General features: G+C 68.7%; 26 protein-coding genes and 2 pseudogenes. 16 read left to right on the plus strand and 12 right to left on the minus strand.

From position 1 onward, the window contains the following. The first annotated feature begins 237 nt into the window (after positions 1–237). From ACTWQA_RS42340 to ACTWQA_RS42365, 6 genes are all read left to right on the plus strand, one after another. The gene (locus ACTWQA_RS42340; protein ID WP_305919068.1) at positions 238–1182 is read left to right on the plus strand and encodes a C40 family peptidase; all 945 of its coding nucleotides are present in this window, start codon (positions 238–240) and stop codon (positions 1180–1182) included. 196 nt (positions 1183–1378) lie between these two features. Then, positions 1379–1789, plus strand: coding sequence for a BlaI/MecI/CopY family transcriptional regulator (locus ACTWQA_RS42345; protein WP_443164524.1), 411 nt, complete (start codon positions 1379–1381; stop codon positions 1787–1789). After that, on the plus strand, positions 1765–2682 hold the full coding sequence (locus ACTWQA_RS42350) for a M56 family metallopeptidase (RefSeq protein WP_443164525.1): 918 nt from the start codon (positions 1765–1767) through the stop codon (positions 2680–2682). The genes ACTWQA_RS42345 and ACTWQA_RS42350 overlap by 25 nt, the downstream gene beginning before the upstream one ends. A gap of 152 nt (positions 2683–2834) precedes the next feature. Continuing rightward, positions 2835–4697: a PA domain-containing protein gene (locus ACTWQA_RS42355; protein WP_443164526.1), complete on the plus strand. Its 1863-nt coding sequence runs from the start codon at positions 2835–2837 to the stop codon at positions 4695–4697. A gap of 309 nt (positions 4698–5006) precedes the next feature. Further along, complete coding sequence (locus ACTWQA_RS42360; protein ID WP_443164527.1) at positions 5007–5327, plus strand: hypothetical protein; 321 nt, start codon at positions 5007–5009, stop codon at positions 5325–5327. Beyond that, entirely contained in the window at positions 5324–5734 is a 411-nt protein-coding gene (locus ACTWQA_RS42365) for a hypothetical protein (RefSeq protein WP_443164528.1), read from the plus strand. Before ACTWQA_RS42360 ends, ACTWQA_RS42365 begins: the two co-directional genes overlap by 4 nt. A 173-nt stretch (positions 5735–5907) precedes the next feature. Here the strand turns inward: ACTWQA_RS42365 and ACTWQA_RS42370 are convergent, their stop codons facing one another. From ACTWQA_RS42370 to ACTWQA_RS42385, 4 genes are all read right to left on the minus strand, one after another. Beyond that, positions 5908–6051 carry a hypothetical protein gene (locus tag ACTWQA_RS42370; protein ID WP_443164529.1) on the minus strand — a complete coding sequence of 48 codons (144 nt, stop codon included), beginning with the start codon at positions 6049–6051 and terminating at the stop codon, positions 5908–5910. 207 nt (positions 6052–6258) lie between these two features. Further along, on the minus strand, positions 6259–8568 hold the full coding sequence (locus ACTWQA_RS42375; protein ID WP_443164530.1) for an FtsX-like permease family protein: 2310 nt from the start codon (positions 8566–8568) through the stop codon (positions 6259–6261). Then, positions 8561–9238 (minus strand): ABC transporter ATP-binding protein, encoded by a 678-nt coding sequence (locus ACTWQA_RS42380; RefSeq protein ID WP_443164531.1) that lies wholly within the window; start codon positions 9236–9238, stop codon positions 8561–8563. Before ACTWQA_RS42380 ends, ACTWQA_RS42375 begins: the two co-directional genes overlap by 8 nt. 577 nt (positions 9239–9815) lie before the next feature. After that, on the minus strand, positions 9816–10199 hold the full coding sequence (locus ACTWQA_RS42385; protein WP_443164532.1) for a hypothetical protein: 384 nt from the start codon (positions 10197–10199) through the stop codon (positions 9816–9818). Between the two features lie 52 nt (positions 10200–10251). On the opposite strand from ACTWQA_RS42385, the gene ACTWQA_RS42390 reads away from it, so the two are divergent. From ACTWQA_RS42390 to ACTWQA_RS42405, 4 genes and pseudogenes are all read left to right on the plus strand, one after another. Continuing rightward, on the plus strand, positions 10252–11289 hold the full coding sequence (locus tag ACTWQA_RS42390) for a PLP-dependent cysteine synthase family protein (protein ID WP_443164533.1): 1038 nt from the start codon (positions 10252–10254) through the stop codon (positions 11287–11289). Further along, positions 11289–12530 (plus strand): MDR family MFS transporter, encoded by a 1242-nt coding sequence (locus ACTWQA_RS42395; protein WP_443164534.1) that lies wholly within the window; start codon positions 11289–11291, stop codon positions 12528–12530. Before ACTWQA_RS42390 ends, ACTWQA_RS42395 begins: the two co-directional genes overlap by 1 nt. A 158-nt stretch (positions 12531–12688) precedes the next feature. Continuing rightward, positions 12689–13258 (plus strand): annotated as a pseudogene (locus ACTWQA_RS42400) (MFS transporter); the annotation flags it as partial. A 29-nt stretch (positions 13259–13287) separates the two neighbouring features. After that, positions 13288–13617: a hypothetical protein gene (locus ACTWQA_RS42405; protein ID WP_443164600.1), complete on the plus strand. Its 330-nt coding sequence runs from the start codon at positions 13288–13290 to the stop codon at positions 13615–13617. On the opposite strand, the pseudogene ccsB reads toward ACTWQA_RS42405, so the two are convergent. After that, positions 13602–14504: pseudogene (ccsB, locus tag ACTWQA_RS42410) on the minus strand (c-type cytochrome biogenesis protein CcsB). The gene ACTWQA_RS42405 and the pseudogene ccsB overlap by 16 nt on opposite strands. 101 nt (positions 14505–14605) lie before the next feature. On the opposite strand from ccsB, the gene ACTWQA_RS42415 reads away from it, so the two are divergent. The 5 genes from ACTWQA_RS42415 (at position 14606) to ACTWQA_RS42435 (ending at position 18917) form a co-directional block, all read left to right on the plus strand. After that, positions 14606–15775: an MFS transporter gene (locus ACTWQA_RS42415; protein ID WP_443164535.1), complete on the plus strand. Its 1170-nt coding sequence runs from the start codon at positions 14606–14608 to the stop codon at positions 15773–15775. After that, positions 15772–16137: a BlaI/MecI/CopY family transcriptional regulator gene (locus ACTWQA_RS42420; protein ID WP_443164536.1), complete on the plus strand. Its 366-nt coding sequence runs from the start codon at positions 15772–15774 to the stop codon at positions 16135–16137. The genes ACTWQA_RS42415 and ACTWQA_RS42420 overlap by 4 nt, the downstream gene beginning before the upstream one ends. Next, positions 16134–17045, plus strand: a complete 912-nt coding sequence (locus ACTWQA_RS42425) for a M56 family metallopeptidase (RefSeq protein ID WP_443164537.1) — start codon at positions 16134–16136, stop codon at positions 17043–17045. The genes ACTWQA_RS42420 and ACTWQA_RS42425 overlap by 4 nt, the downstream gene beginning before the upstream one ends. Positions 17046–17372: 327 nt before the next feature. After that, a complete protein-coding gene (locus tag ACTWQA_RS42430) occupies positions 17373–18335 on the plus strand; it encodes a DUF1259 domain-containing protein (RefSeq protein WP_443164538.1) in 963 nt (320 codons plus the stop codon). Between the two features lie 111 nt (positions 18336–18446). Continuing rightward, the gene (locus ACTWQA_RS42435) at positions 18447–18917 is read left to right on the plus strand and encodes a hypothetical protein (RefSeq protein WP_443164539.1); all 471 of its coding nucleotides are present in this window, start codon (positions 18447–18449) and stop codon (positions 18915–18917) included. A 256-nt stretch (positions 18918–19173) separates the two neighbouring features. Here the strand turns inward: ACTWQA_RS42435 and ACTWQA_RS42440 are convergent, their stop codons facing one another. The 5 genes from ACTWQA_RS42440 to ACTWQA_RS42460 are packed head-to-tail and all read right to left on the minus strand — an operon-like array spanning position 19174 to position 22653. Beyond that, a complete protein-coding gene (locus tag ACTWQA_RS42440) occupies positions 19174–20187 on the minus strand; it encodes a chromate transporter (protein ID WP_443164540.1) in 1014 nt (337 codons plus the stop codon). A 12-nt stretch (positions 20188–20199) separates the two neighbouring features. Beyond that, positions 20200–20529 carry a chromate transporter gene (locus ACTWQA_RS42445; protein ID WP_443164541.1) on the minus strand — a complete coding sequence of 110 codons (330 nt, stop codon included), beginning with the start codon at positions 20527–20529 and terminating at the stop codon, positions 20200–20202. Beyond that, positions 20526–21743 carry an MFS transporter gene (locus ACTWQA_RS42450; RefSeq protein WP_443164542.1) on the minus strand — a complete coding sequence of 406 codons (1218 nt, stop codon included), beginning with the start codon at positions 21741–21743 and terminating at the stop codon, positions 20526–20528. Before ACTWQA_RS42450 ends, ACTWQA_RS42445 begins: the two co-directional genes overlap by 4 nt. Beyond that, positions 21740–22171, minus strand: a complete 432-nt coding sequence (locus ACTWQA_RS42455; RefSeq protein ID WP_443164543.1) for a chromate resistance protein ChrB domain-containing protein — start codon at positions 22169–22171, stop codon at positions 21740–21742. The genes ACTWQA_RS42450 and ACTWQA_RS42455 overlap by 4 nt, the downstream gene beginning before the upstream one ends. Next, the gene (locus tag ACTWQA_RS42460) at positions 22168–22653 is read right to left on the minus strand and encodes a Chromate resistance protein ChrB (protein ID WP_443164544.1); all 486 of its coding nucleotides are present in this window, start codon (positions 22651–22653) and stop codon (positions 22168–22170) included. Before ACTWQA_RS42460 ends, ACTWQA_RS42455 begins: the two co-directional genes overlap by 4 nt. A gap of 357 nt (positions 22654–23010) precedes the next feature. Between ACTWQA_RS42460 and hisG the strand changes: the two genes are divergently transcribed. Next, positions 23011–23856: an ATP phosphoribosyltransferase gene (gene hisG, locus ACTWQA_RS42465; RefSeq protein ID WP_443164545.1), complete on the plus strand. Its 846-nt coding sequence runs from the start codon at positions 23011–23013 to the stop codon at positions 23854–23856. A gap of 108 nt (positions 23857–23964) precedes the next feature. Here hisG and ACTWQA_RS42470 read toward each other — a convergent pair whose 3' ends face one another. Both ACTWQA_RS42470 and cbiQ read right to left on the minus strand, forming a co-directional pair. Continuing rightward, a complete protein-coding gene (locus ACTWQA_RS42470; RefSeq protein WP_443164546.1) occupies positions 23965–24705 on the minus strand; it encodes an energy-coupling factor ABC transporter ATP-binding protein in 741 nt (246 codons plus the stop codon). Further along, positions 24699–25457, minus strand: a complete 759-nt coding sequence (cbiQ, locus tag ACTWQA_RS42475; RefSeq protein ID WP_443164547.1) for a cobalt ECF transporter T component CbiQ — start codon at positions 25455–25457, stop codon at positions 24699–24701. Before cbiQ ends, ACTWQA_RS42470 begins: the two co-directional genes overlap by 7 nt. Positions 25458–25460: the final 3 nt, after the last annotated feature.

Genomic DNA, 25460 nt, shown 5'->3' on the forward strand with positions numbered 1-25460 from the left:
TTTCCCCGGTTTCCGTTCTTTCCCGGAATTGGGGCCCCGCCGCCGACCATCGTGCTGCCGGTCAGCCGTTATCCGCCTCGCCGTAGGGCAGGACCGGGCCGGTGCTATCGCAAGTAGTAGGCATTGGCCTGCGAATTGCCGCGGTTGAGGCCAATCACCCCTCGCACTTCTGTAGCATTTCGCCCCAGATTGGGAGACTTACGAGGAGGCGTCGTAGTGCTGACCAGGCTTGGGCGATTGGCATTGACCGCAGCGCTGGCCTTGATCGCACTGACCTCGAACGCTCAAGCGGACCCGTCTCCCGCCAAGGCCAGGGCCAAGCTGGTCAAGCTCAACGAGCAGGCCGACCAGCTCGTCGAGCGCTACAACCAGGCCACGGAGACCTACAAGAAGGCCAAGAAGAAGTACGACGCCGTCAACGCCGAATTCCGCCGCACGGGCGCGCGAGCCGACGCCCTGCGCAGGGACGTCGTCACGGTGGCGGTCAACGACTACCAGATCGGCCCTTCGACGGGCTGGCAGCGGTTCGTCGCCCAGGGCAGCCCCGAGCAGATCCTCGCCGGGATAGCCACCCTCCAGCAGATCTCCCAGGACAGAGCGGAAAAGGTGCAGGCCTTCGACGCGACGACCAAGGAACTGCGCGAACGGCGCCAAGAGGCCCAGAAGACTCTGGCAGAGGCCGAAACCGCGCGCGCCAAGGCAGGCGACGAGAAGGCCAAGGTCGACAAGATGGTCGCCGAACAGACCAAGCTCCTGCGCAGGCTGGGCGCCTTCCAAGCCGGCGACCCCAACAGCCCGGGCATCGAATACACCGGCCCCGCCTCCGGCAACACCCGCCTGGCACTCGAGTTCGCCTTCGCCCAGGTCGGCAAGCCCTACCGGTACGGCGGCACGGGTCCCGAATCCTACGACTGCTCCGGCCTCACCCAAGCCGCCTGGCGCAAGGCCGGAGTCGAGCTCCCCCGCACCACCTGGACCCAGTGGAGCTGGGGCGCCGACCGTCGCGTCCCCCTGGACAAGCTGGAGCCCGGGGATCTGCTGTTCAGCAAAGGGCTGGGACACATGGGCATGTACGCCGGCAACGGCAAAATGGTCCACGCGCCACAAACCGGAGACATCATCAAGGTGGTCGACCTCGACGACTACTGGCGCAACCGCCTACTCGGCGCAGTCCGCCCATGACAGCGCGGGCGACCATATGACCGACCTACGACGCCGGTCGCCGGCGTAGGTCGGCGTCGGGGCTGGTTGGCCCCGCGCGTCCCTATGACTGCCAGCACCCCGGGGAACCGTTTGGGGGCTTGAGGTGGGTTCGATACGGTTTGCGGGTTGTAGCCACATGCCATGGTGGCAAGCTCCGGAGAAGTGGAGACGCCGGATGGGGGAGTTCGGGCCGCTGGAGCAGGCGGTCATGGAGTGCTTGTGGGCGGCGAGCCGGCCGCTGCTGATCCGCGACGTTCTGGAGCAGGTCAATCATGGACGGGAACGGCCACTCGCGTACACGACGGTTCAGACGGTCGCCGATCGGCTCGCTCGCAAAGCTCTGGTCACGCGCAGCCGGGTCGGCACAGCGATCGCCTACGCGCCCATGCGGTCGCGCGAGGAGCATGTCGTCGCCGTGATGCTGGACGCGCTGTCGGACCTTCCGGATCGCGGTCCCGTCCTGGCCAGATTCGCCGAGAGCGTCGACTCGCAGGACGCCCAGAGGCTCCTCGACGCGCTGGCCGACCGGGGCGCGAGCGGCCCGACGCGGAGTGAGGGGCCATGGCAGGAAACATCGCGGGACTGATCGTCCTCGCCTTTCTGACGACCCACCTCGCCGGCCCGATGGTCACACGCGCGGGGTGGCTGCGCCGCCATGCCGCCCTCGCCGTGGTGGTGTGGGCGGGTGTCGTGGCGAGTGTGGTCGTCGTGCTCTTGGCGCTGATGGGCTCCGTGCTCGCCTGGCCGCCCGGGCCGGTGCACTCCTGGGTCGAGCACCTTCGTTCCTGCCTGCCGGGACACACGCACAGCGGAGAACTGACCACGATGGCGCTCGCCCTCGTGTCCGGCGGGGTGCTGTTGCGGGCGCTGTACGTCGGCGCGGCTCGCGTGCGCCGCACGACCATCGAGCGGCGACGGCACCACGACATGGTACGGCTGGTCGCGAGGTATCCGGACGACCCGGACGACGTCTGCCTGATTGAACATCCCGCACCGGTCGTCTACTGCCTGCCGCGACGTTCCCGGCCGATCGTGATGACCACCGGCGCCTTGGAGCGGCTGGACGCCGACCAGCTGAGTGCGGTCCTGGAGCACGAACGCACCCACCTACGGCGTAGGCACCACCTCCTGCTCGCACTGGTCGACGCGGTCCAGGCGGCGCTGCCGTGGTCGGCGACCATCCGGCACGCCCGGAGCGAGCTGTCCCGGCTGGTGGAGATGGTGGCCGACGATGCGGCCGCACACCGCTACGGCCGCGCCCCGGTGATCGGCGCGCTCCGCCGGCTCGAACTCGGCTCCGGCCCGCCGGGCGGCCTGGCCGCCACTGGCGAGTCCCGGCAGTTGCTGGATCAGCGGATCGCCCGTCTCGAATCGGAAGAGTCGCCAGGCAGGCTCAGCGCGGGAGCCGCGATCGCGCTGGCGCTCTCCCCGCCCTTCGCCCTCGTCGTTGTTGCGGTGGGATTACAGCTTTCGTGTTGATAAGTTCGCATTTAACACCAAAACCGGACACTTCCCGCCTGTAGCTGTAAGTCTCCTACGAAATGTAGGAGAACCCCTTCCGGACTACCGGTATCGGCCCTTATGTTCCCCGTATTGCCATCCTCTGCCACCACTACGGAGGAATATCCCCTATGAGGCACAAGGCCGGCCGCTTAGCGGTAGCCGCAGCCATCGCTGCAGCCGCAACACTGGCATCACTGGCACCGTCCGCGTTCGCGCACGACGGTGCGACAAGCAGCGACGGTGCGATCGACAACGCGAAGATCACACACAACCACCACCAGCACGGCGGCGACCACGGCCACCTGCCCGCATCGAGTGCCAACGTCGAGCTCATCAGCAAGCTCGCGCTGAAGAACGTCGAGCCGGAGAAGATCGCGGACGTCGGCGTCTTCAAGGGGTACGCGTATCTGGCCGCCTGGGGCGGCGCCACGTGCAAGTACAACGGCGTGCACGTCGTCGACATCAAGAACCCCGTACAGCCCAAGGAAGTCGCGTTCATCGTCGCGAAGCAGGGCAGCGCGCCCGGTGAAGGCGTGCAGGCACTGAGCATCGACACGCCTGCCTTCAACGGCGACATCCTGGTCACGAACAACGAGGTCTGCAAGGGCCACGCCGGAGTCGGCGGGCTGAACGTTTACGACGTCACCGACCCCGCCCATCCCACCCCGCTCGCAGTGGGCATCGGCGACGAGACCGTCGCGGGCGCCGGCAAGAAGGACGCGAACGAGATCCACAGTGTCTTCGCCTGGGACGCGGGCAACAAGGCCTACGCCGTCATCGTGGACAACGAGGAAGGCCCAGATGTCGACATTCTCGACATCACCAACCCGAAGAAGCCCAAGGTCATCGCGGAGTACGACCTCGACGAGAAATTCCCCGGCATCACCCAGCGGGGCCTCGATGAGGTCTTCCTGCACGACATGGTGGTGAAGGAGATCGACGGCAAGCAGGTCATGCTGCTGTCGTACTGGGACGGCGGCTACGTCCAGATCGACGTCACCGACCCGCTGAGCATCTCCCTGCTGGCGGACAGCACCTTCGCCGACCCCGACACCGAGGCGCTCGAGAGCGGACTGACGGTCAGGCCTGAGGGCAACGGCCACCAGGCCGAGTTCACCCTCGACAACAAGTACGTCCTGGCCGCCGACGAAGACTTCTCGCCGTTCGCGCTGAAAGCCTCAAACGTCACGGACGGCACGGAGATCAACGCCGGCCAGGGCGACGGCACCAAGAAACTGGAGCCCGGGCAGACGCTGACCGGCGTGAGCAAGTTCGTGGGACGCGCCTGCAACCCGCCCGACGATCCCGCCGTTCCTGTCGGGGACCCGAACGTCGTCGACATCGCCGTGGTCGAGCGGGGCCTCTGCACCTTCTCGGAGAAGGTCGGCAACGTCATCAAGGCCGGCGGCTACGACGCCGTCCTCATCTTCAACCGCACCGGCACCGATGGTTGTGACGGCTCCCTCGGCATGAGCGTCGAAGGTGACATCCCGGCCTTCGGAGTGGCGCCGCGCAGCCAGGGCTTCGCGATCTTCAACCAGCCGTACGACAACGCCGCCTGCCTCGCCGGCACCGGCCCGGAGCGGCTGCCGGTGCCCCTGGGGACGGCGGGTGACACGCTGACCTTCTCGTCGTACTTCGACGGCTGGGGCTACGTGCACCTGTACGACCGCAAGACCATGGCCGAACTCGACACGTACGCGGTGCCCGAGGCGCACGACCCCGCGTACGCGACCGGAAAGGGCGATCTGTCGGTGCACGAGGTGGCGACGTCCGCCAAGCAGCCCGACCTCGCCTACTTCTCCTACTACTCAGCGGGCTTCCGGGTGACACGGATCGTGAACGGCAAGATCCAGGAAGTCGGCCACTTCATCGACGAGGGTGGCAACAACTTCTGGGGTGTGCAGGTATTCGAGCACAACGGCCAGGAGTACGTCGCCGCCAGCGACCGTGACCACGGCCTCTACATTTTCCGCTACACCGGCAACTGACCACTGACGAGTGAAGCCGATGCCGCTCCGGCGATCAGCCGGGGCGGCATCGCCATCTCTGCCGACCCTATTCAGCCCTGTATTTCCGACGCGGCAAAACCTGTGTGAGCGTTGGTGACGTCCCGCACCTGCGTCCAGAGCCCTTCTTCGAGGTCGACGCTCTTGCATGGCCTGCGCAACAGTGCACGACGCGCAGATGACTCCTTTTCCGATTTATCAGGATTGATTACGCACTTTTGCGCGTGCCATGAAAGTTGGGCTTAACTCCAGAGATAGGCGCCTATATGCCAGATGGAGGAATGTAGATAAATGTCCGAGCGTATGCTGCTTATTGGTGTTTACGGGATGGAGTTGGTGGAGTGCGGAGGAGCCCTGGCGGCCAATGTCGCCGCGGGCGGCCAGTCGTTCGCCACCCTCATGCTGTGCCGCGAGCGCATGCGCGCCGATGTGAGCAAGGCGGCGGACGTGCTCGGCGTCGAGGTCGGCTTCCTGGGCTTCCGCAACGGGTACGTGGCCGTGGACGAGGAGCACAAGCGCGCCCTGGTCCGCGCGATCCGCACGGTCCGCCCGACGATCAGGACCCCGAGCACTCCTTGGCCGATCTCGATCCCGACCGGCGACCGGCCATGACGCTCATCCTCGAGGCCCTGGGGCTGGCTTCCCGCGACTTCGCCGACGACGACGGCCTGGAGCCGCATCCCGTGCCGACCATCTACTACATGACCCCATCGCGCCCCAACTGCGTGATCGACATCGCCCCGCACTGGGAGCAGAAGGTGGCCGCCATGGATCTCTTGGAATCGCAGATGGAGTTCTCCGGCCGGCACTGGACCGAACAACTCACCCCTGCCGACCTCGAAGCTCTGGTGCCCGGCTTCGCTGGGTTGAGCAGCGACCTCGAACGCGGACGGGCCGTTCACCGCGCCCTGGACAAGGCAGTGCACATCTACCACGGCATCGGTCATCACGGACGCTATGCCTTCGCCGAGGCCTACCGCCGGGAAGGCGACTTCCACCTGCCCACGCTGATGCGCTGATCGAGTTCGGACTGATCATCTGCGCCTTTCGGCGGCCTCGGCCACCGAGTGGCCCGCCACGACCTCGCCCAGCTGACCTGACCACGCCCTGGGCGAACCGGCCGACCGTGGCCGACTTCAGGTCGCATGATGTCGCTGTGTTCTCTGGCGGTCGACACTGCGCCTGACGCGAGTCACGGTCGTCGCCGTCCGGACGTGTGCATGTACGCCTTCACCTCGCCGCCGAGCAGGAACAGGGAAGGCTGGGCCCCGGCACCGACACCGGGGCGCTGGCTCTTGCGCTCGTTGCCACCGCGCATCACCTGTTCACGTCGCAACCTCCACCCAGTGCGGATCCGGATGAGGATCTGCGGAGGGTCGTCTCCATGCTCATCTCGGCGCCGCGGGCATGACGTCGCGTCATCCGCCGTGCATTTGCCGGATCAGGCCGGTGAAGTCCAGTTGCTGAGCGGCCACGACGAGGCCGATGATCGCCACGGCGACCACGAGCAGGATGAGCAGTGTCTTGCGCATCGGGGATCCCTTTAGACGTAGGCGAGGGCTTGGCGGATGGTCAGGCGGGCCGCTCGTCGGGCTGGGGCCGCGCCGGCCAGGGCCGAGCCGGCGATCGCGGCCAAGGCCCAGAGGGCGAGGGCCAAGGGCGAGATGGTGAGCGGCAGTGAGGTGCGGAAGGCCAGGTCGCCGAGCAGATTGCCGATGGCCCAGCTCAGCGGGAGCGCGAGCAGGGTGGCGGTCAGCCAGCTGAGCAGGCCTATGAAGACGGTTTCGCCGAGCACGACCTTGAGGACCGTGCGCGGAGTGGCGCCGATGGCCTGCATGACGGCGAACTCACGGGTGCGTTCCACCACGCTGGTGCCGGTGGCGGCGGTCAGGCCGAGCACGCCGACGATCGCCATCAGGACGGCGAGGGCGATCAGCGCGCCGATCAGCACGAAGATGTGGCCGTCGACGGCCTCGCGCAGCTCGGTGGTGACCAGGGTGGCACTCTCGATGCGAGCGTCGCGGAGCACGCGCTGCACAGCCGCGGTGTCGGAGGTGGCGATGCGCAGGTCACGGGCGGGTCCGGCGTGTTGTTCGAAGGCCGTCTTGGTGAGGTAGGCGGTGGCCGGGGAGCCGATCTCGCGTACGGTGCCGACCACGCGCCACGTGCCGGCGCGGCCGTCGAGCTTGAGGGTGAGCGTGTCGCCGGGCTTGGCGTCGGGGAGCGGGTTGGCGGCCATGGAGTTCAGCACGACCGCGTTCGTGTCGCCGGGGCGCAGCCATCGGCCCGAGGTGACGGGCAGGTCGAGGAGGGTCGAGTCGTCCGGCACTCCGCGCAGGCTGAAGCTGCCGTGGCCGCCGTCGGGGTAGGTCGAGACCACATCTCCGGCGGTGGTGGGAGCGCGGCCCCAGGTCTCCACGCGGGAGACGCCCGGGGTGGTGCGGATGCGCTCGACCAGGGATGGGTCGGGGGCGGCGAGCCGTACCTCCATGTCGTAGTGGCGGGCGGCCATGCCGTCGTCGACGGTGCGTTGCCACGCGGCGGCCACGTTAAGGCCGGACAGGAACAGCGCGCCGCCTGCTGAGAGCAGGCCGAGGGTGAGTGCGAGCCGTGCGCGGCGGCGGAAGGCGTTGCGCAGAGCCAGGAGCAGGGTGCGGCTGAGGCCGGTCAGCCGGGCCGAGACGGTTTCCGGGCGTACGCCGTAGTCGCTGATCGCCTCGCGGACGGTGATGCGGGCGGCCCGGCGGATGGGCACGGCCGCCACCAGGAGCGGAGCCAGTACGGCCGCCGCCAGCTGGGTGGCGTACACCCACAGCGGGACGGCCCGGCTGTGCAGGTTGAGGTTGAGCAGGTCGGCGATGACGTCGGCGTAGGCGCGTCCGGCCAGTGTGCCGGCCGGGACGCCGACCGCGGCGGCGGCCAGGCCGAGCAGCAGCACCTGGACGGCGTACAGGCCGGCGATCTGGCCGGTGCGGGCGCCGACGGCCTTCATCACCCCGATCTGGCGGATCTGCTGGACCAGCATGCCGCCGATCACGGTGGCCACCAGGATCGCGGCCAGGACGAGGCCGAGCACGGCGAAGATGAGCAGCATCAGCATGAGTGCCTGCATCTGGGACTCGTGCGGGTGCCTGTCCGGGGGCGGCACCTGGACCTCGTGCACCTGATGCCCTTGGGCGCGCAGCCAGGCCGCCAGGTCGCGGCTCGTCCGTGTAATGCCGTCCTGGGTGGTGGCCTGAGTGCGGATCTTCAACTCATCGAGCGGGCCACCGCCCAGCGTGGCGAGCGTCTGCGGGGTGATGTAGCCGTAACCCGCGCGCTCCTGCCAGGCGGGAGCCAGCCCGGGATCGTGCACGGTGCCCGAGACGATGATGGTGCGGCTTTCGCCGCCGGGCAGGCGTACCTCGACCGGGCCGGACGGCACCATGTCGCGGGCGGATCGTTCGATGAGCATCGTGCCGGAGGGCGGGGGCCAGGCGCCGGACTCGCGGGTGAAGGTGGCGATGCGCAGGTGGTCGAAGTCGGGGACCACGAACAGCATCAGCCCTCGCCACTCATCCGGCCCGATCCGCATCCGGGCGGTGACGGTCGCCCTGCCTTGGGCGTCGGCGATGCCGGGGTGGGCGCGCACCTGCTCGACGAGCGCGGCGTCCACCCGGTCCAGCTCCAGGGTGGCCGCGGCCGGCGCGGTGCCGAGGTAGTTGCGGGAGATCTCCCTGGAGGCGATCGCGTTCGCGCTGAGCACCGCGCCGATCCCGGTCACCCCGGCCGCGATGGCCACGACCATCATGGCCGTACGCCCCCAGGCCAGCGCCATGTCGCGGCGGAGCTTGCGCCAGCGCGGCCTAGACATGCGCCCTCACCGTCCCGTCGGCCAGCTCCACAGTCGAGGTGATGTAGGAGGCCGCCTCGCTGCCGTGCGTGACCATGACCACGGTGGTGCCCCCGGCAGCGATGGCCGCGAACAGCTCCAGCACCTCGATCGCGGTCGCCGAGTCCAGGTTGCCGGTCGGCTCGTCGGCCACCAGCAGCGGCGGGTCGTTGGCCAGCGCGCGGGCGATGGCCGCCCGCTGCTGCTGACCGCCGGACAGCGCGGCGGGCAGCTTGTCGGCCTGCTCGGCGATGCCGACCCACTCCAGCAACGCCAGCGCCCTGGGGCGGCGCTCGGCACGCGGGTAGGTGTCGCAGAAGTCCATGGGCAACATGACGTTCTCGGCGACGGTCAGCGTGGGCAACAGCTGGAAGAACTGGAACACCACACCGACGTTGCGCCCACGCCAGACGGCCAGCGCCTGCTGGTCCAACTCGTGCACGGCGGCCCCGGCGACGTGCACCTCGCCGCTGGTCGGCCGGTCGATCCCGGTGATCATGTTGATCAGGGTGGACTTACCGCTGCCGGACCGGCCGACCACGGCCAGGAACTCGCCAGGATCAGTCCTCAGCGAGACGCGGCGGAGCGCGGTGAACGGTCCCTGCGGGGTGTCGTAGGTCTTGATGACCTCGCGTACGTCGATGACGGGCACCGAGCCTCCTATCGGAACATTGAGTCAATTACAGAACACGATGTTCGGTATGGAGATGCTGGGTCAATCGACGAAACCGCAGTTCAGTGCGGTAGTGCACAGATCGGCGAAAGTGTTCAGATTCCGTAGGCGGCCTTGTACAGGTCGCGCTGCCGGTCGGCATGCTGAAAAGCGGCCAGCACCGGATTCGGCTCGGCACGGCTGGCGAAGTGGCGCTCCACGTGCTCCTCGAACGCCGTCGCCGGGCTCCTCCAGGTTGCTGAGCAGCAGGTCGTCCTTGTCGGTGTAGTGCGCGTAGAAGGTCGAGCGGCCGATGTCCTGCACGATGATCCGGTTACGGCCTGCGCCGCCACGACGGCGGCCAGCGCTAGCTCGCCCTCACAGTTGATCCACCAACACGCTAAGCGCCCAAATGAGCGTCACGACGGCGAGCACGTAGAACAGCGCCATCCCAGCACTCTTCGCCCAAGGCTTCACCTGGCCATCCTGCAGCCGCGCGCATGGAAGGAACAAGGGGGCCGCAGGAGCGTGCCCGAAATACCGCTGTTACTGTGTGTAATGAATCATGTTCGGACAGTCATTCCAGCATCCACCTCGGCCGCGCAAGTACGCGTGGCTTGTTGTGCTGCTCGGACTGCTCACGGTTGCGCACCTGTGGTCTCACGCCGTCCAGTTCTCTGACCATATGGGCGCGGACCTGCTCATGGAGCTGAGCCACGGCGAAGCCGAACATGAAGATCACGACGAGGAGGCGCATTCCCATCTGTTGGTGGCCTCCGTCTTGAGCGGCGCCCCACATCGTCAAAGCCAGTGGGCTGCCGTGGCGGTCCAGCACAGAGATGCCGAGCGGGATCTCGCTCCTATCCCGACAGGCCGTGCGCCGCCGCGTGACCACCGCGGGCGTGCCACGCTCACCCGGACCCTCGAGGTGTGCCGCTGCTGAAGAGGACGTGTACGTCACCGTCCTCTGCAGTCAGCGACCTGCGCAGCATGCGCCGAAATGAGCATTCACCATGTCTTCATCCGTCACCGATCTCACCATGGCTCACCTGGTGGGGCACACACCTCTTTGCTGGATCGGGGAGCCTTTCGCCCCCCGCGGCCACGGCTTCTGGGCCAAACTTGAAGGCGCCAATCCCGGCGGGCTCAAGGACCGGGCCGCCTTGTACATCGTGGAACAGGCCAGGGCTCGCGGCGAGCTCGCTCCCGGCGCGGCGATCGTCGAGTCCACATCCGGAACGTTCGGCCTCGGGCTCGCACTGGCCGGCATCGCGTACGGCCATCCGGTCACCGTGGTCACCGACCCCGGCATGGAAGCGATCATCGAAACCCTGCTCGTCTCGTACGGCGTCCGCGTCGAGACCGTCGCCGATCCCCACCCATTGGGCGGCTGGCAGCAGGCCCGCCTGGACCGGGTGGCCCGCCTGCTGACGGACGACCCCGGCGCCTACTGTCCGGACCAGTACAACAACCCGGACAACGTCGAGGCCTACGCGAGCCTGGCCGACGAACTGCTCGCACAGCTTGGCCGGGTCGACGTGCTGGTGTGCAGCGTCGGCACCGGCGGGCACTCGGCCGGGGTGGCCAGGCGCCTCCGTCTCCATCAACCGGCGCTGCACCTGGCCGGGGTGGATTCGGTAGGCTCCACGATCTTCGGCCAACCCGCGCGGCCCCGCTTGATGCGCGGACTGGGCAGCAGCATCCATCCACGCAACGTCGCCCACGAGGCCTTCGACGAGGTGCACTGGGTCGCTCCGCACGAGGCGGTGTGGGCCAGCCGCACCCTCGCCCAAACCCACTACGCCAGCGGCGGATGGAGCGTCGGGGCGGTCACCGTCGTGGCCTCCTGGTACGCCAGAACCCGGCCACCCGGCACCCGCATAGCCGCGATCTTCCCAGACGGCCCCGCCCGCTACTACACGACCGTCTTCGACGACGCCTACTGCGTCGAGCACGGTCTGCTCGACCGGCCACCGGCCGACGAACCGGACGAGATCAAGCACCCCGGCGAGGCCGAGGTCACCCAGTGGACTCGCATGGTGATGTGCTGATGTGGCGCCGCTTGCGCTCCTTCGACCGCAGCGTCCAGTTGCTCATGGTCAACCAGTTCGCCATCAACGTCGGCTTCTACATGCTAATGCCCTATCTCGCCGGCCACCTGTCCGGCGGACTGCACCTGGCCGCCTGGGCTGTGGGGCTGGTGCTGGGGATGCGCAATCTCAGCCAGCAGGGCCTGTTCCTGTTGGGTGGGACGCTCGCCGACCGCCTTGGCTACCGGCCCGTCATCATCGCCGGTTGCCTGCTGCGCACTGCGGGATTCGGCCTGCTGGGGTTCGTGGACGCGTTGCCCGCTCTGCTCGTCGCCTCGGCCATGACCGGGTTCGCCGGGGCCTTGTTCAATCCGGCGGTGCGCGCCTACGTGGCGCACGGCGCGGGCGAGCGCAGAGTAGAGGCGTTCGCCCTGTTCAACGTCTTCTACCAGTCAGGGATCTTGCTCGGCCCGCTGATCGGCGTGGCACTGCTCGCGGTCGACTTCCGGCTGGTCTGCACGGTGGCAGCGGCCCTCTTCGCCGTCCTCACCTTGGTACAGCTGTCCGCCTTGCCGCCGTGCCGCAACGAGACACCAGAAAGCGGCGGCGTACTGGCGGACTGGCGCGGCGTGGTGACGAACCGGCCGTTCGTGATGTTCGCGCTGGCCATGGTCGGTTCGTACGTGCTGTCGTTCCAGATCTATCTGGCATTGCCGCTGGAGTTGGGCGACAACGAGGCGGTCAGCGTGCTGTTCGTCGTCTCGGCGCTCGTAGCCCTGCTGGGGCAGCTGCGCCTCACCGAATGGGCGCGCGAGCGATGGACGGCCTCAGAGGCCATCGCGCGCGGGCTCATGCTGATGGCCCTTGCTTTCGTGCCACTGATCCCGTATGGGATTGCGGGCGCGCCGCCACCCATCGGGGCCGTGCTGGTCTGCACGGTGCTGCTCACGCTGGGGACGGTGCTCGCCTACCCGTTCGAGATGGACACCGTCGTGGCCCTGTCGGGCGGGCATCGGGTGGCCACCTACTACGGCTTCTACAACACGGTCGCCGGCATCGGCGTGGCCGCGGGGAACTTGGCAGTGGGCCGGCTGCTCGACCACGGGCCAGTCTGGGCCTGGAGCGCGCTCGCCTTCACGGGAGCGGTGGGCGCGCTGGCAGTCCGGCTGCTGGACCGCGAGATCTTCCAGAGGCAGTCCTGGAACACCACCCGGCCGCGCCCACGTGGCAGCACGATCGTGCCCTCACGGGAAAGGGAGTAGATGACCTCGGCCGTCGCGTCAGGTGCAAGCCCCCGACACATGGCACCCTGAGGTGTCCACGTCGACGATGGGAGCAAAGCGTGCCGAGATCGGCCAAGGCGCTGTTGTGGGTGCGGATCCTCAACCAGCTGGGTGCGTACGCGCTGGCCTTCCTCGCGGTGTTCGCGGGTCCCGAGCTGGCTCCTGTCGCGCTTGCCGTCTTCGGTGTCGCGGCGCTGATCTCGCGATGGGGTGGGGCGCTGTTGTTGGATCGGCTGTCGCCGCGGGTGGTGGTCGCGGTCGGGCTGGCGGCGACGGGGCTGTCGCTTGTGGCCCTGTCGGCCGCACGGACACCGGCGCAGATCCTGGTCACGGTCGCCCTGGTGGGCCTGGCTTTTGAGATTTACGAGCCGGCGTCCCAGGAGCTGGTGGCGCAGGTGGCCGTAGGAGAGCAGCGCCAGCGGCTGTACGCGCTGCTGGGCAGCGCGCTGGTGGCGGCGGGCGCGATCGCTGGTTTGATCGCCTCGGCCTTGCTGCCGTTCGGAGTGCGGTGGCTGATGGTGGTCGACGCGCTCACCTGCCTGGCGGCCTGCGGTGTGGCACTCGCGTTCCTGCCGCGCGACATCGGCAAGAGTATGCCCGCAGACGAGGGCGGACGGCGCTGGCGACCTCCGGCGCGGCTGCTGCGCCTCACCGCCGCCAGCACTGCGTTCGCCGTCGGCTACCTCGCGGTGATCATGTTCATCCCCTTGGTGCTGCTGCATCGCGGCGCCCCGGCGTGGCTGCCCGGGATCGCGCTCACCGGCGCCGCACTGCTGTCCCCTGTGGCGTTCCCGCCACCATTGCCGCCTATCTGGCCTGGACGGCCGCCAACGGGATTCTGCTCGGCCGCTGGCAGGCCATGGTCGCGGATGTGGCGCCCGAGTCGGAGCGGCCGCGCTGGTTCGCCGTCCAGGGGTCGTCGTGGGGTATCGCGCAGCCGGCGGTACCGGGCGTGGTCGCGCTGGTGGGAGCGGTGGCCGGCGGTTTCGGCACGGCCGCGTTCCTCACCGCCGGTCTCGCCTTCCTCGTGGTGCCGCTGGTGCTGCGTGGTCATAGTCCGGCGTAAGAGTGCAGCGAGTTCAGCAGTAGATTCACGCCGATCAGGTTGAACAGCAGGCATGCGTAGGCGGTGACGGCGATGAGCGCGACCCGGCGCGGGCTCCAGCCGCGGGTGGCGCGCGCGTGCAGGTAGGCCGCATAGACCACCCAGGTAATGAACGCCCACACCTCCTTGGGGTCCCATCCCCAGTAGCGGCCCCAGGCGCTGTCGGCTCAGATCGCGCCCGCGATGACGGCGAACGTCCAAACCGGGAACGCGAACGTGTGCAGCCGACGAGCCAGCTTGTCCAGCTGGCCGGGACGCAGGCCGTGGACGGTGCCACGTGCGTGGGCGCGCAGGAACAGGGCAGAGGCGATGGCACCCAAAGTGAACGCGCCGCTGGCCGCCACTGCGGCCGTCACATGGATGGCCAGCCAGCCGGACTTGAGTGCCGGGATGAGGGGGCCGGCCTCGGTGTAGAGGCTGGTGATCGCCCAGCCGAGCGCTGCCGCCAGCCCGCCTGCCACGTACAGGCCTAGCGGGCGCGCCTCGGGACGTAGGTGGGCTAGGACGGCGTAGGAGAGGGACACGGCCAGTGCCGTGGCCGCGACGAACTCGTACATGTTGCTCAGGGGCATTGCGCCGGCGGCCAGGCCGCGAAGCGTGACGGCGAGGGCGTGCACGGCGGTGGTGCCGAGCAGCCATCGTGGCGCGAAGCGAGAGGTCACGGGCTCGGAGGCGGGTGGTACCGAGACGGCCGCTTGCGCAGGTCCGCCAGCCGTGACCAGCTCAGGTGCCGGGGTGCGATGGCGGACGAGGGCTTGTTCGGCGGCGAAGGCGAGTAATGCCACGACGTACCCGATCAGTGCCATGAACACGGCAATGTCGCTCAGTGAGGCCATGAGCTCGTTCATCGGTGTTTGTCCCACCTTTCTGAAGGACCTCCTACTACACGCTGTAGCATTACACGCCGTAGTAGCGGTGGCTCATCCGCCCCCGCCCAGGAGAAAGGGACATGATGCGGCGTTCGGCGCAGGCGATCATCTCGGCCACGGTGTTCGTGGACCTGCTCGGCTTCACGCTGATCCTGCCAGCGCTGCCGTTCTACGCCGCCGACCTCGGGGCCACCGGAGTGTGGTTCGGGGCGTTGATGAGCGCCTACTCGGTGGCGCAGCTCATCGCCGCGCCTGTGCTGGGCAGGTTGTCCGACCGGTACGGCCGGCGGCCCCTGGTGCTGCTGGCCCTGGCCGGGTCGGTCCTGTCCATGGCGCTCACCGGCCTGGCCACCTCCCTCGCATGGCTGCTGGCCTGCCGGGTGCTGGCTGGGGCGTTCGGCGGGAGCATCTCGGTGGCACAGGCGTACCTGGCCGATGCGGTCCCTGAGGAGCGCCGTACCAGGGCAATGGCGCAGATGGGGGCCGCCATCGGGATGGCGTTCGTGATCGGGCCGGCGCTCGGCGGCGCGCTCGCGCCGCTGGGGTTCGCCGCGTGCGCGTACGCGGCGGCGGGACTGGCGGCGGTGAACCTCGGCGCCGCCCTCGCATGGCTGCCCGAGCCGCGCCGTCCGAGGACGGCGGGGGACCGACGACAGACGCCCACCCCGGACCGCCGACTGCGCCGGCCGGTGGCACTGCTGGCCGGGACCGGCTTCCTCGCGATGGCCGCCTTCGTCGGGATGGAGACCACGCTGGCGTTCCTCGGCCATGATCGCTACGGCTGGGACGCCACCTCGATCGGCCTGGCACTCGCGACGGCCGGGCTGGCGATGGCCGCTGTACAGGCAGGACTGGTGAGCCGACTGGCCCGCCGCTGGGGTGACGCGCGGGTCGCGGCGATCGGCGCGGTAACGATGGCCGTCTGTATGGTGGCGATCCCGGCAGCAACGACCTGGTGGCAGTGCCTGGCCGCGGTCTGCGTGCTGGCTGCCGGACATGGGTTGCTCACCCCGACGGTCTCCAGCCTCCTGGTGGCAGCAGGACCGCCGGAGCAGCGCGGGGCGCGGCTGGGCACAGGGCAGTCCGCGGGCGCTGCCGCCCGGATCGTCGGACCGGCCGCCGCTGGGTTACTGTTCGACCTCGGGACGGCGCTACCGTACCTGGCCGGGGCAGCAACGGCGGCGCTGGCGGTCGCTGCCGTGCTGGCCGTACCCGCTCTGGAGCCCGCAGGACCAAAGGAGGAGGCGTGAACAGCCTCGGCGAGCTAGAACGCTCGATCATGGAAGTGCTGTGGAGCACCGACGACTGGCTGACCGTGCGCGAGGTCGTCAACCGGCTCAGCGACAGAAATCTTGCCTACACCACGGTGATGACGGTCATGAACCGGCTTGTCCGCAAGGACTTCATCCGCCGTGAACGCGACGACGACCGCCGCACCTGGCGCTACCGTCCCGCGGCCGGGAGGGAGGCGTACGTCGCCGAGCTGATGCTCTCGGCGCTCAGCGAGACCGGCGACCGGCTGGCAGCGCTCGGCCACTTCGCCCGATCGGTCAGCCCGGAAGAAGCCGAAGCGCTGCGCCAGGCGCTCCCCCACGGTCAGGAGCCGTCGTGACCTATGCCGCCCACCATGTCCTCACCTTTCTGGCGGCCCTCCTGTCCATGGCTGCCATGTCGCACTCGCGGCGCACGTGGAAGACACCCCGCACCTCGCTGCTGATCTGGCAGGCCATCGGCCTGACCCTGGTCCTGTCGGTGGTCGGCACGGCGCTCGCGATCGGCCTGGCCCCGTACCGGCTCGGCATCGTCCCCGCGGCCGTCAGCTTCACGCGCGACCTGGCACGCGGCGACCCACCGACCGGGGTCACCGCCTTCCATCTTCTCCTCACGGCCTGCGGCGTCGCGCTGATCGCCTGGATCGCGGTCGCCTTCGCCCGGAGCGCGTGTTCCGTCGCGGCCTTGCGTCGCCGGCAGCGGTCGCTGCTCGGCTTGATCGCGCATCCCCACCCCGATCTCCAGGAAGCCCTGGTGGTGACGCACCCTACGGTGGCCGCGTACTGCGTGCCAGGGCGCAAGGCCGCGATCATCGTCAGCACCGGCAGCCTGGACCTGCTCACCGATCAGGAGCTACGCGCGGTGCTGGCGCACGAGCGCGCGCATGCCCGCGAGCGCCACGACCTGGTGATCCTTCCGTTCGCTGCCCTCCACCGCGCCTTCCCCGCCAGCCGCCAGGTGCGCGCGATGCTGGACGCGGTCGCGCTCCTGGTCGAGATGCGCGCCGACGACCGCGCAGCTCGTGAGCACGACCGAGTGACTCTGGCCGCCGCGCTCCATCGTTTCCGCGCCTGCGACCGCATCGCCTCCCCGCCCGGCACGCTCGGCGGAGCCGATCACGACCTCGACGCCCGCATCACCCGCCTGACCGTTCCGTCCCGCACGTCGTGGCCGGTACGCGTCCTGTTCCTGGCGGTCGCCCTGACTGTGGCGAGCACCCCGCTCAGCCTGTTCCTACTCCCCGTGTAATAGGACTTCCGGATAGTTCTCATTACACTGAAGCAGTCCTCATCTTGCGCTGCTGATGAGACATGGTGCTGTGGCAGGGTGAGCCACACGTCTGCACCGCCTTCGGTGCGGTTGGTGGCGCATCTTCGGCTCGTCCTCCACCACCAGGTTCCGCATCAGCCTTCAGCCCCGCCCTGTGTTCATGAAGCGCCCATGAAGGGGTCTTCGCTGTCATCGTGCCCGGCATGGCTTCATCCGAGATTCATCCCCGCCCGCTACCACGGAAGAGAAGGCTCATTTGTACCGGGAGGTGTGATGACAGCGATCTCAGGCGCACGACGGCTGGCTGTGGCAGCTCTGGCGGCGTGCGGCCTTGTGGCCGGCTGCGGCACCACGACGATGAGCCAGGCGGAGGAGCCGGCTCCGGTACACGGCGAGCGCCAGGATCAGGACCAGCAGGCCCAGCCGATCGACATGGTCAAGACCACCGAGGCCGACTGGCGGGCGGTCGCACGCGCGTTGGGCCGCCCCGGCAAACTGTCGGCCGACGGCACCGTATACCGGGTGGGCTTCTCCCGCACGGATCTGGGGGTCACCTCGCATGGCGTGCGCATCAAGCCGGGGTTCGCGCTCGGCTCCTATGCCGCCTTCGCCCGATACGCCGACGGCTCCACCATGGTGATGGGTGACCTGGTAGTCACCGAGCCGGAACTGCCCAAGGTGACCGACGCGCTGCAGCGGCACGGCATCGCGCAGACCGCAGTGCACAAGCATCTGCTGGCCCATGAGCCGGAGCTGTGGTGGAGCCACCTGCACGCGATCGGCCGTGACCCGGTGGCCATCGCCCGTGCTGTCCGCTCCGCGCTGGATCAGACCGCCACCCCGGCGCCGGCGGCGCCGTCCTCGCCGCCGCCCATCGATCTGGACACCTCGGCACTTGAGGCGGCGCTGAGTGCTAAGGGCAGCAACGACGGCGGCATCTACAAGTTCTCCTTCGCCCGCAAAGAGACGATCGCCTCTCACGGCCGGGTGATCAGCGCGGCGATGGGGGTGAATACCGCGCTGAACTTTCAGCCGACCGGCGGCGGCAAGGCCGCAATCAACGGCGACTTGGTCATGACCGCCGGCGAGGTGCAGAAGGTCATCCAGGCGCTGCGGGCCGGCGGCATCGACATCGTCGAGTTGCACCAGCACGCCCTGGACGACGAGCCGCGCCTGTTCTACATGCACTTTTGGGCCAACGCCAACGCCATCCGCCTCGCGCGGGCGCTACGCGCGGCAGTCGACGCCAGTGCCGTGAAACCTGCATGAGACGGCGGCGCTGGTGGTGGCTGCTGACCGTCCTCGCCCTGCTCGGGGTGGCTGCAGCGGTGTTCTTCACCCAGCTGTGGGGCCGCCCCAGTCTACAGCGGCACCTGGCAGGTGCGCGCCGAACCCGGCGCCCCCAGCGGAGGCCACGCGCTGTGCCAGACGAGCACCGCCGGCTATCCCGCGCTCGCGCTCGGGCCGCAGGTGTACCAGGATGTCGCCGTCTCCGCCAAGGTCAAGGCAATCTCCGGCAGCACCGATCAGGCCGCCGGACTGCTACTGCGCGTGCAGAATGCCGACAACTACCTCATCGGCCGCTCCAACGCCCTGGAGGGCAACGTCAACCTCTACCGCTACAGCGGGGGCGTGCGCCGCACCCTGGGCGGCGGTGCCGCAAGAGTGCAGCAGGGGAGGTGGCATGACCTGCGCCCGGAGACCCGCGGCGACCGCCTCCAGGTGTTCCTGGACGGTCGAGCTATCTCCCAGGCCATCGACGCCACCTTTCCCGCGGGCAGGGCCGGTTTGTGGACCAAGGCCGACTCCCAGACGTGCTTCGATGACGTGACGCTCGAACCGCTCCGCTGACGTCCGACCTGCTGCAGCAGGGCTACAGTTGTTCGAAGCCAGGCCGCTGCCCGCGAGCACGGCTTGCCATGGCGGGCCGTCCAAGGTGCCTGACGCCGACATGATCGCCTATGCGCGCGCTGTAGGTGTGCCCGAGATTGCCCGCAAGCGTGTCACTCCCACCGGCAAGAACAAAGGACCGACCCCCTTCAGCCGTGAGCGTTCATCGGCTCCTGGCCGAGGCTGGCGCCTGACCGCCGGCCGGCCTGTTGATGGTTTACTGCAGCAGGACGGTACCCAGGCCCAGCAAAGCACAGATGCCGAGGATGCGCAGCATCGGCCATTTCAGGACGAACGTCATGGCGAGCGCGGCCACGGTGATCGCCAGGGCGATGGGGCTGACTGTGCTCAGTTCGGGGAACTGGATGCTGAACGGCCCCCAGGCCCAGGTGAAGGTGCGGGCGAACAGGGTGTGCTCGGCGAAGTACAGCGCCAGGTTGGCGATCACCCCGACGACGGCGGCGGTGATGCCCGTCAGCGCGGCGCTGATGGCGGTGTTGTGGCGCAGCCGTTCGACGTGAGGGGCGCCGAGGAAGATGAACAGGAAGCAGGGCACGAAGGTGACCCAGGTGGTCAGCAGGGCGCCGAGCAGCGCGCCGGCCCACGGGGTCAGAGCGCCGGGGTCGCGGTAGGCCCCGAGGAAGGCGACGAACTGCACCACCATGATGAGCGGGCCGGGGGTGGTCTCGGCCAGGGCCAGACCTCGGACCATCTCGCCGGGGGTGAGCCAGGCGTAGGTTTCCACGGCGCGCTGGGCGACGAAGGCGAGCACGGCGTAGGCGCCGCCAAAGGTGACCAGGGCGGTGCCGGAGAAGAACAAGCCCTGGGTGGTGAAGACGCTGTCGGTGCCGAGCAGCAGCGCGACCGCGGCCACGGGCAGCCACCAGGCGACCAGCCCCACTGCGAGGGTCTTGCCCGCAGAGCGCCAACTGGGTTGGACGTGGTGCAGTGCGTCGTCGGGGATCAGCGGCGCCGGCCCGCCGTCGCCGCCGTGCCCGTTGCCTTTCTTGAGGACGTGCGGGGCGAGTTTGTGCACCGTCCAGCCGATGAGCGCCGCCACCGCGATCACGATGGGGAACGGCGCGCCGAACAGGGCGATCGCGAGGAAGGCGGCGACCGCCACAGCGACAAACAACGGATGCGTCAGGGAGCGCTTAGCGACCCGGATCACGGCCTGGGAGACAATGGCGAGCACCGCCGGGGCGATTCCGGCGAACAGGGCGGTCACCACGGTGGTGTCCTGCTACAGCACATACACGGCCGATAGAGCCAGCAGCGCGAGCATGCCGGGCAGCACGAACAGGGTGCCGGCCACGAGTCCCCCGCGGGTGCCGTTCAGCAGCCAGCCCACGTAAATGGCCAACTGCTGCGCCTCAGGGCCGGGCAGCAGCATGCAGTAGTTGAGCGCGTGGTTGAAGCGTTGCTGGCCGATCCAGCGTTTCTCCTCCACGAGGGTGCGCTGCATGACGGCGATCTGCCCGGCCGGGCCGCCGAAGGTCTGCAACGAGATCAGGAACCAGGCGCGTACGGCCTCCCGGAACGGGATCACATCTGCCGGTGCCTGCGTGGTCACGTCGTCCTCCTAGGTTCAGGGGAAATGGTGTCGTCATGTCGCTCCGCCGGCAGCCGGACCGGCCGGAACAGCCGCCAGAGAGCCAGGTCGTAACCGATCTTGGCCGTGCCCGCCAGCAGGAATGGCCAGGCGAGCCCGAGTCTCTGCGCCAGCCCGGCCAGGGCAGGCCCGGCGGGACGAGTGACGTAGCGGGCGGTGTTGGTGACCGCTGCGGCGGCGGTCCGCTCCTGCTCCGGCACCAGCGCCATCACGTACGCCTGCCGCGTGGGCACGTCCATCTGCGACAGGCAGGCGCGGGCCAGCAGCAGCGCGATCGCCCCGGGCAGGGCGGGGGCGAACGGGACGGCGGCGAGCAGCACGTTGGACGGGATGTGGGTGAACACCATCGTGCGCAGCAGACCGACACGGGCCGCTACCAGGGGCGCGGCGAGCAGGGATGCGGTCTGCAGCACGCCGACTGCTGCGAAGGTGATCCCGATCGCCTGGGTGGTGGCGTCGAAGCGCACGGCCAGCCAGTAGCCGATGTAGGCCTGGACCACGAACCCTCCGGCGAGGCTGTCCACCGCGAACAGGGCGGACAGCCGCGTCACCACTCCCCTCGATCGGGCGGGCGTCTTCTCGTGAGAGCGGCGCGCCGGCGCCTCCACGGTGGCGGGCAGCCGTACGGCCAGGAGTCCGCCTGAGACGCCGGCCACGATCAGCGCTCCTCCGAGTAGCCGCCGGTCGGCGGGCAGAGCGCCCAGCAGCGCACCGGCCGTGCCCGCGAGCGCCGCGACGGCGTTGTAAGGTCCGAAGCCCTTGACGATCTGCCGCTGCGGGCGGCCGGTGCCGGCCAGCATGACCTGTTCCAGGGTGGTGAACGGCCCGGACTCCATCACCTCGACCGACAGCGCCCCGGTCATGGCCACTACGGCCAGCAGCCAGAAGGGTGCCCCGGCCGCGATGACGATCCCGCAACAGACGAGCGCGCCGTACAGGACCGCGTAGCAACGACGGCGGCCGACGTGATCGCCCCAGGCCAGGACGAGGCTGGCCGCGAGGCTCCCTCCGACGATGGCCGCGAGAAGCAATCCCACCTGCGATGGGGACAGGCCGCCGAGTCGCAAGATCGCGCCCAGCTGAACAGCGGCAACCCCATATCCCAGGCCGCGCATGGCTTGGGCGCTCAGCAGGATGCGCACGGTGCGCGCGGCATCCCTGCCTCCGTCGTTCATGCCGGTTCGCGCCCCAGCAACAGGCCGCGCCGGTAGAACTCGTACAGTCCGTCGAAAACCGGCCCAGTGATCTCCAGCACGCGCGAGTCGTCGCAGATCATCGACAGCCCACGCAAGATGGCATCCAGACCGGGAGCCTCCGGCGCGTCGAAGTGTTCGTCGTCGATGTCAGCCTCGTGGACGATCTCGGCGATCTTCCACAGCGCTGGATCGGCCACCTCATACCGGTGCAGGATCGTCTCGAACGTACAGTCGCCGCCGTGATGGGACAGCTCTACCCCTCGCATGTCGAACGGCGTCGCGTCCTCGGGCACCTTGGCGGGATCGTCGACGAAGACGAACTCGGCGTCAGCATCGACATGGCGGCGGATCAGCCAGGCACACGCCGCCCGATCGATATGCACCCCGCTACGCGTCGCCCACTTCACCGGCTCTCCTCCTTGACGACGACCTCCTGAGCCAGTGCTCGCACCGCGAGACGAGCCTCCTCACGCTCGGGCGGCGGGAAGTAGTCGCGGCGCCCGATCCGGCGCAGTTCGGCCTGCAGCCGCTTGACGGCCCGCGCACGCTCCCCCGGCCGAGCATGTGCTGCCGCCTCCACTTGCGCGATCACCGCCCGATACTCGGCCGCCCTGGCCTGCCGCATCTCCGCCGCGGTCGCTTGTTCCTGAGCCTGGCTACCCGGGGCCGCCAGCCAGAGCGTCGAGCTGCCGCCCATCTCGCCGATCTCCTCGGCGATCCACTCCAACTGCTCGCGGGTACGGGCGTCAGCCGGCAGCGCGACCAGCCCGTCACCCAGCCGCGCCACCCCGAGCCGGTCGAGCTTGCGCCAGATCGTTATCCGCAACGTCGAAGGCTGCCGGGGAATCCGGTATGCCAGCAGCACCCACTGGCCAGTCACGCCCCTCATGGCCACCTCCTATTGTAACCATTGTTACTGTAACCAATGTTGCATGCAAACCCTCTGTCCTGCTCCGGCTCCGACCTCGACCAGCAATGCATTAGTCGATGTGTGTCGACATCGACCGTGTGACGGCGGTGTCGCAGGTCGGAGCATAAGTTGATCCGCCACGGCGTGCTGGGCTTGCTCCTGGGATGGCAAAGGACAGGAGTGCCTTCGGTCAGACACGGGCTCCCGGCTTGCGGACGATGACCTGCCGACGGGACAAATGTATGCATGTACGCACGTGATAACGGTTCGGATGCCGGCCGGTCGCAAGAGCAACCGGCTGCTCTGGCAGACGCCGCCCAGAGAAGGGCGTGAGCCATGCTGCGACTCGGTGTCCCCAACAAGGGCGAGCTGGCTGACAGCGCCCACGTGATGCTGGCGGAGGCTGGATACCGCCAGCGGAAGAACAGCAAGGAACTCATCGTCGTCGATCCCGACAATGCCTGCGAGCTGTTCTTCCTGCGCCCTCGGGACATCGCCGTCTATGTCGGTGAGGGCATGCTGGATGCCGGGATCATCGGTCGGGACATGCTGGTCGACTCCGGGGCACGGGCTGAGGAGATCATGGGGCTCGGTTTCGGTCGTTCAGCCCTGTACTTCGCCGCCCCGCCGGGCGGCTGCCGCGCCACAGAGGACCTGATGGGCCTTCGCGTGGCCACCGCATATGCAGGGGTGGTCGAGAAGCACCTGGCCGACATCGGGGTCGATGCCCGCATCATCAAGCTGGACGGTTCAGTGGAGACCGCGATCCGGTTGGACGTCGCCGACGCGGTGGCCGACGTCGTCGAGAGTGCGGCCCGTCTTCGCGAGGTCGGGCTGGAGGTCTTCGGTGACCCGGTCATGCGGTCGGAGGCCGTGCTGATCAAGCGGCTCGGGGCACCTGTGGAGAACGGGCTACGGCAGCTCTTCGGGCGGCTCAACGGTGTCCTGGTCGCGCGTGACTTCGTGACCATGGAGTACGACATCGCACGGGAGCGTGTCGAGGACGCGATCGCGATCACGTCCGGTATGGAAGCGCCCACGGTGTCGGAGCTGCGCAGGGACGGCTGGGTGGCGGTTCGCGTCATGGTCCCGCGGGAGGGCCACCAGCAGATCATGGACCGGCTGTGGGAGGTCGGCGCACGCGCCATCCTGGTCACCGGCATCTACGCTTGCCGCCTCTGAAACCGATCACCGGCCCAGTGTGCTGACCGTAACCAGGGCACTTGTTTCAGGGGGCCGCGACAGATCAGATGTGCCGGGGGCGGCTCCCTGGCCGTCCGGGATCGCACCTCACGTGGGCATTTCGACCGAGAAGCCGTAAGGGAGCTCCAGCCGGTTCCGGCCCAGGAGCTCGGAGTCGGCGAGGATCGTGGTTGTCGGGCCGTCCGCGACGATGGTCCCGCCGGACAGGATGAGGGACCGCTCGCACAGTTCGAGGGCGTACGGCAGGTCGTGGGTGACCATGAGGATGGTGACGTCGAGCCCGCGCAGGATGTCGGCCAGTTCCCGGCGCGCGGCCGGGTCCAGGTTCGAGGAGGGCTCGTCGAGCACCAGGATCTCGGGTTCCATGGCCAGCACGGTCGCGACGGCGACCCGGCGGCGCTGACCGCCGGACAGATGGTGCGGTGGCCGGTCGATCATGTTGAGCATTCCGACTCGCTCCAGTGCCCCGCGGATCCGCCCTTCCAGCTCGTCGCCCCGGATGCCGAGGTTGGCGGGGCCGAAGGCGACGTCCTCGCGGACCGTCGGCATGAACAGCTGGTCGTCAGGATCCTGGAAGACCAGGCCGACCCGGCGCCGGATCTCCTTCAGGTTGTCGCGGGCCACGGGCAGCCCGCCGACGGAGACCGTCCCCAGGCTGGGCGTGAGAATGCCGTTGAGGTGCATGACCAGTGTGGTCTTGCCCGCGCCGTTGGGCCCGAGCAGCGCGACCCGTTCTCCCCGGTCGATCGACAGGTCCACGCCGAACAGGGCCTGGGTGCCGTCGGGGTAGGCGTGCATCAGCCCTTCGACCAGCAGCGAGTTCACCACAGTCCTCCGATGAGTATCGTGATCGCGGCGGCGGGCAGGGTGGCGGCCAGCGCCCACTGCGAGATGGAGCCGCGCACGTCGTGGATGATGGGCATGGTTCCGGTGTAGCCGCGGCTGAGCATGGCCAGGTGCACGCGTTCGCCTCGCTCGTAGGAGCGGATGAACAGGGCTCCCGCCGAGCGGGCCACGACGGGCAGGTGCCGGATGTCGCGTGCCACGAACGCGCGGGACTCCCGCGCTATGCGCATCCGGCGCATCTCGTCGAGGATCACCTCGACGTAGCGCAGCATGAACGAGGCGATCTGCACCAGCAACTGCGGAAGCCGCAGCCGCTGGGCGCCGAGCAGCAGGGTCCTCGGCTCGGTGGTGGCCGCCAGCAGGATGCTCCCGATCACTCCGAGGGTCGCCTTGGCCACGATGTTCCACGCGGCGAGCAACCCATCGGCGCTCATCGACACGCCGAAGACGGTCATGCGCTCCCCCTGGGACAGGAACGGCAGCGCGACCGCGAAGATCACGAACGGCACCTCGACGACCATCCGCCGCAGCAGGAGCTTCAGGGGGATGCGAGCCGCCACGGCCACCGCGCCGAGCAGCAAGAGGTAGAGGGCGAACGCCCAGAACCGTTCCCGATCGGTGGCCACGACGATCATGATGAACGCGATCAGTGACAGGAGCTTGCACTGCGGTGGGAGCCGGTGGACGGGCGTGTCGGCGTGGACGTACAGGTGGTGGCTGTGTCCGGCGGCCATGGG

It is taken from the genome of Nonomuraea sp. 10N515B (assembly GCF_052245915.1).
GTDB lineage: Bacteria > Actinomycetota > Actinomycetes > Streptosporangiales > Streptosporangiaceae > Nonomuraea.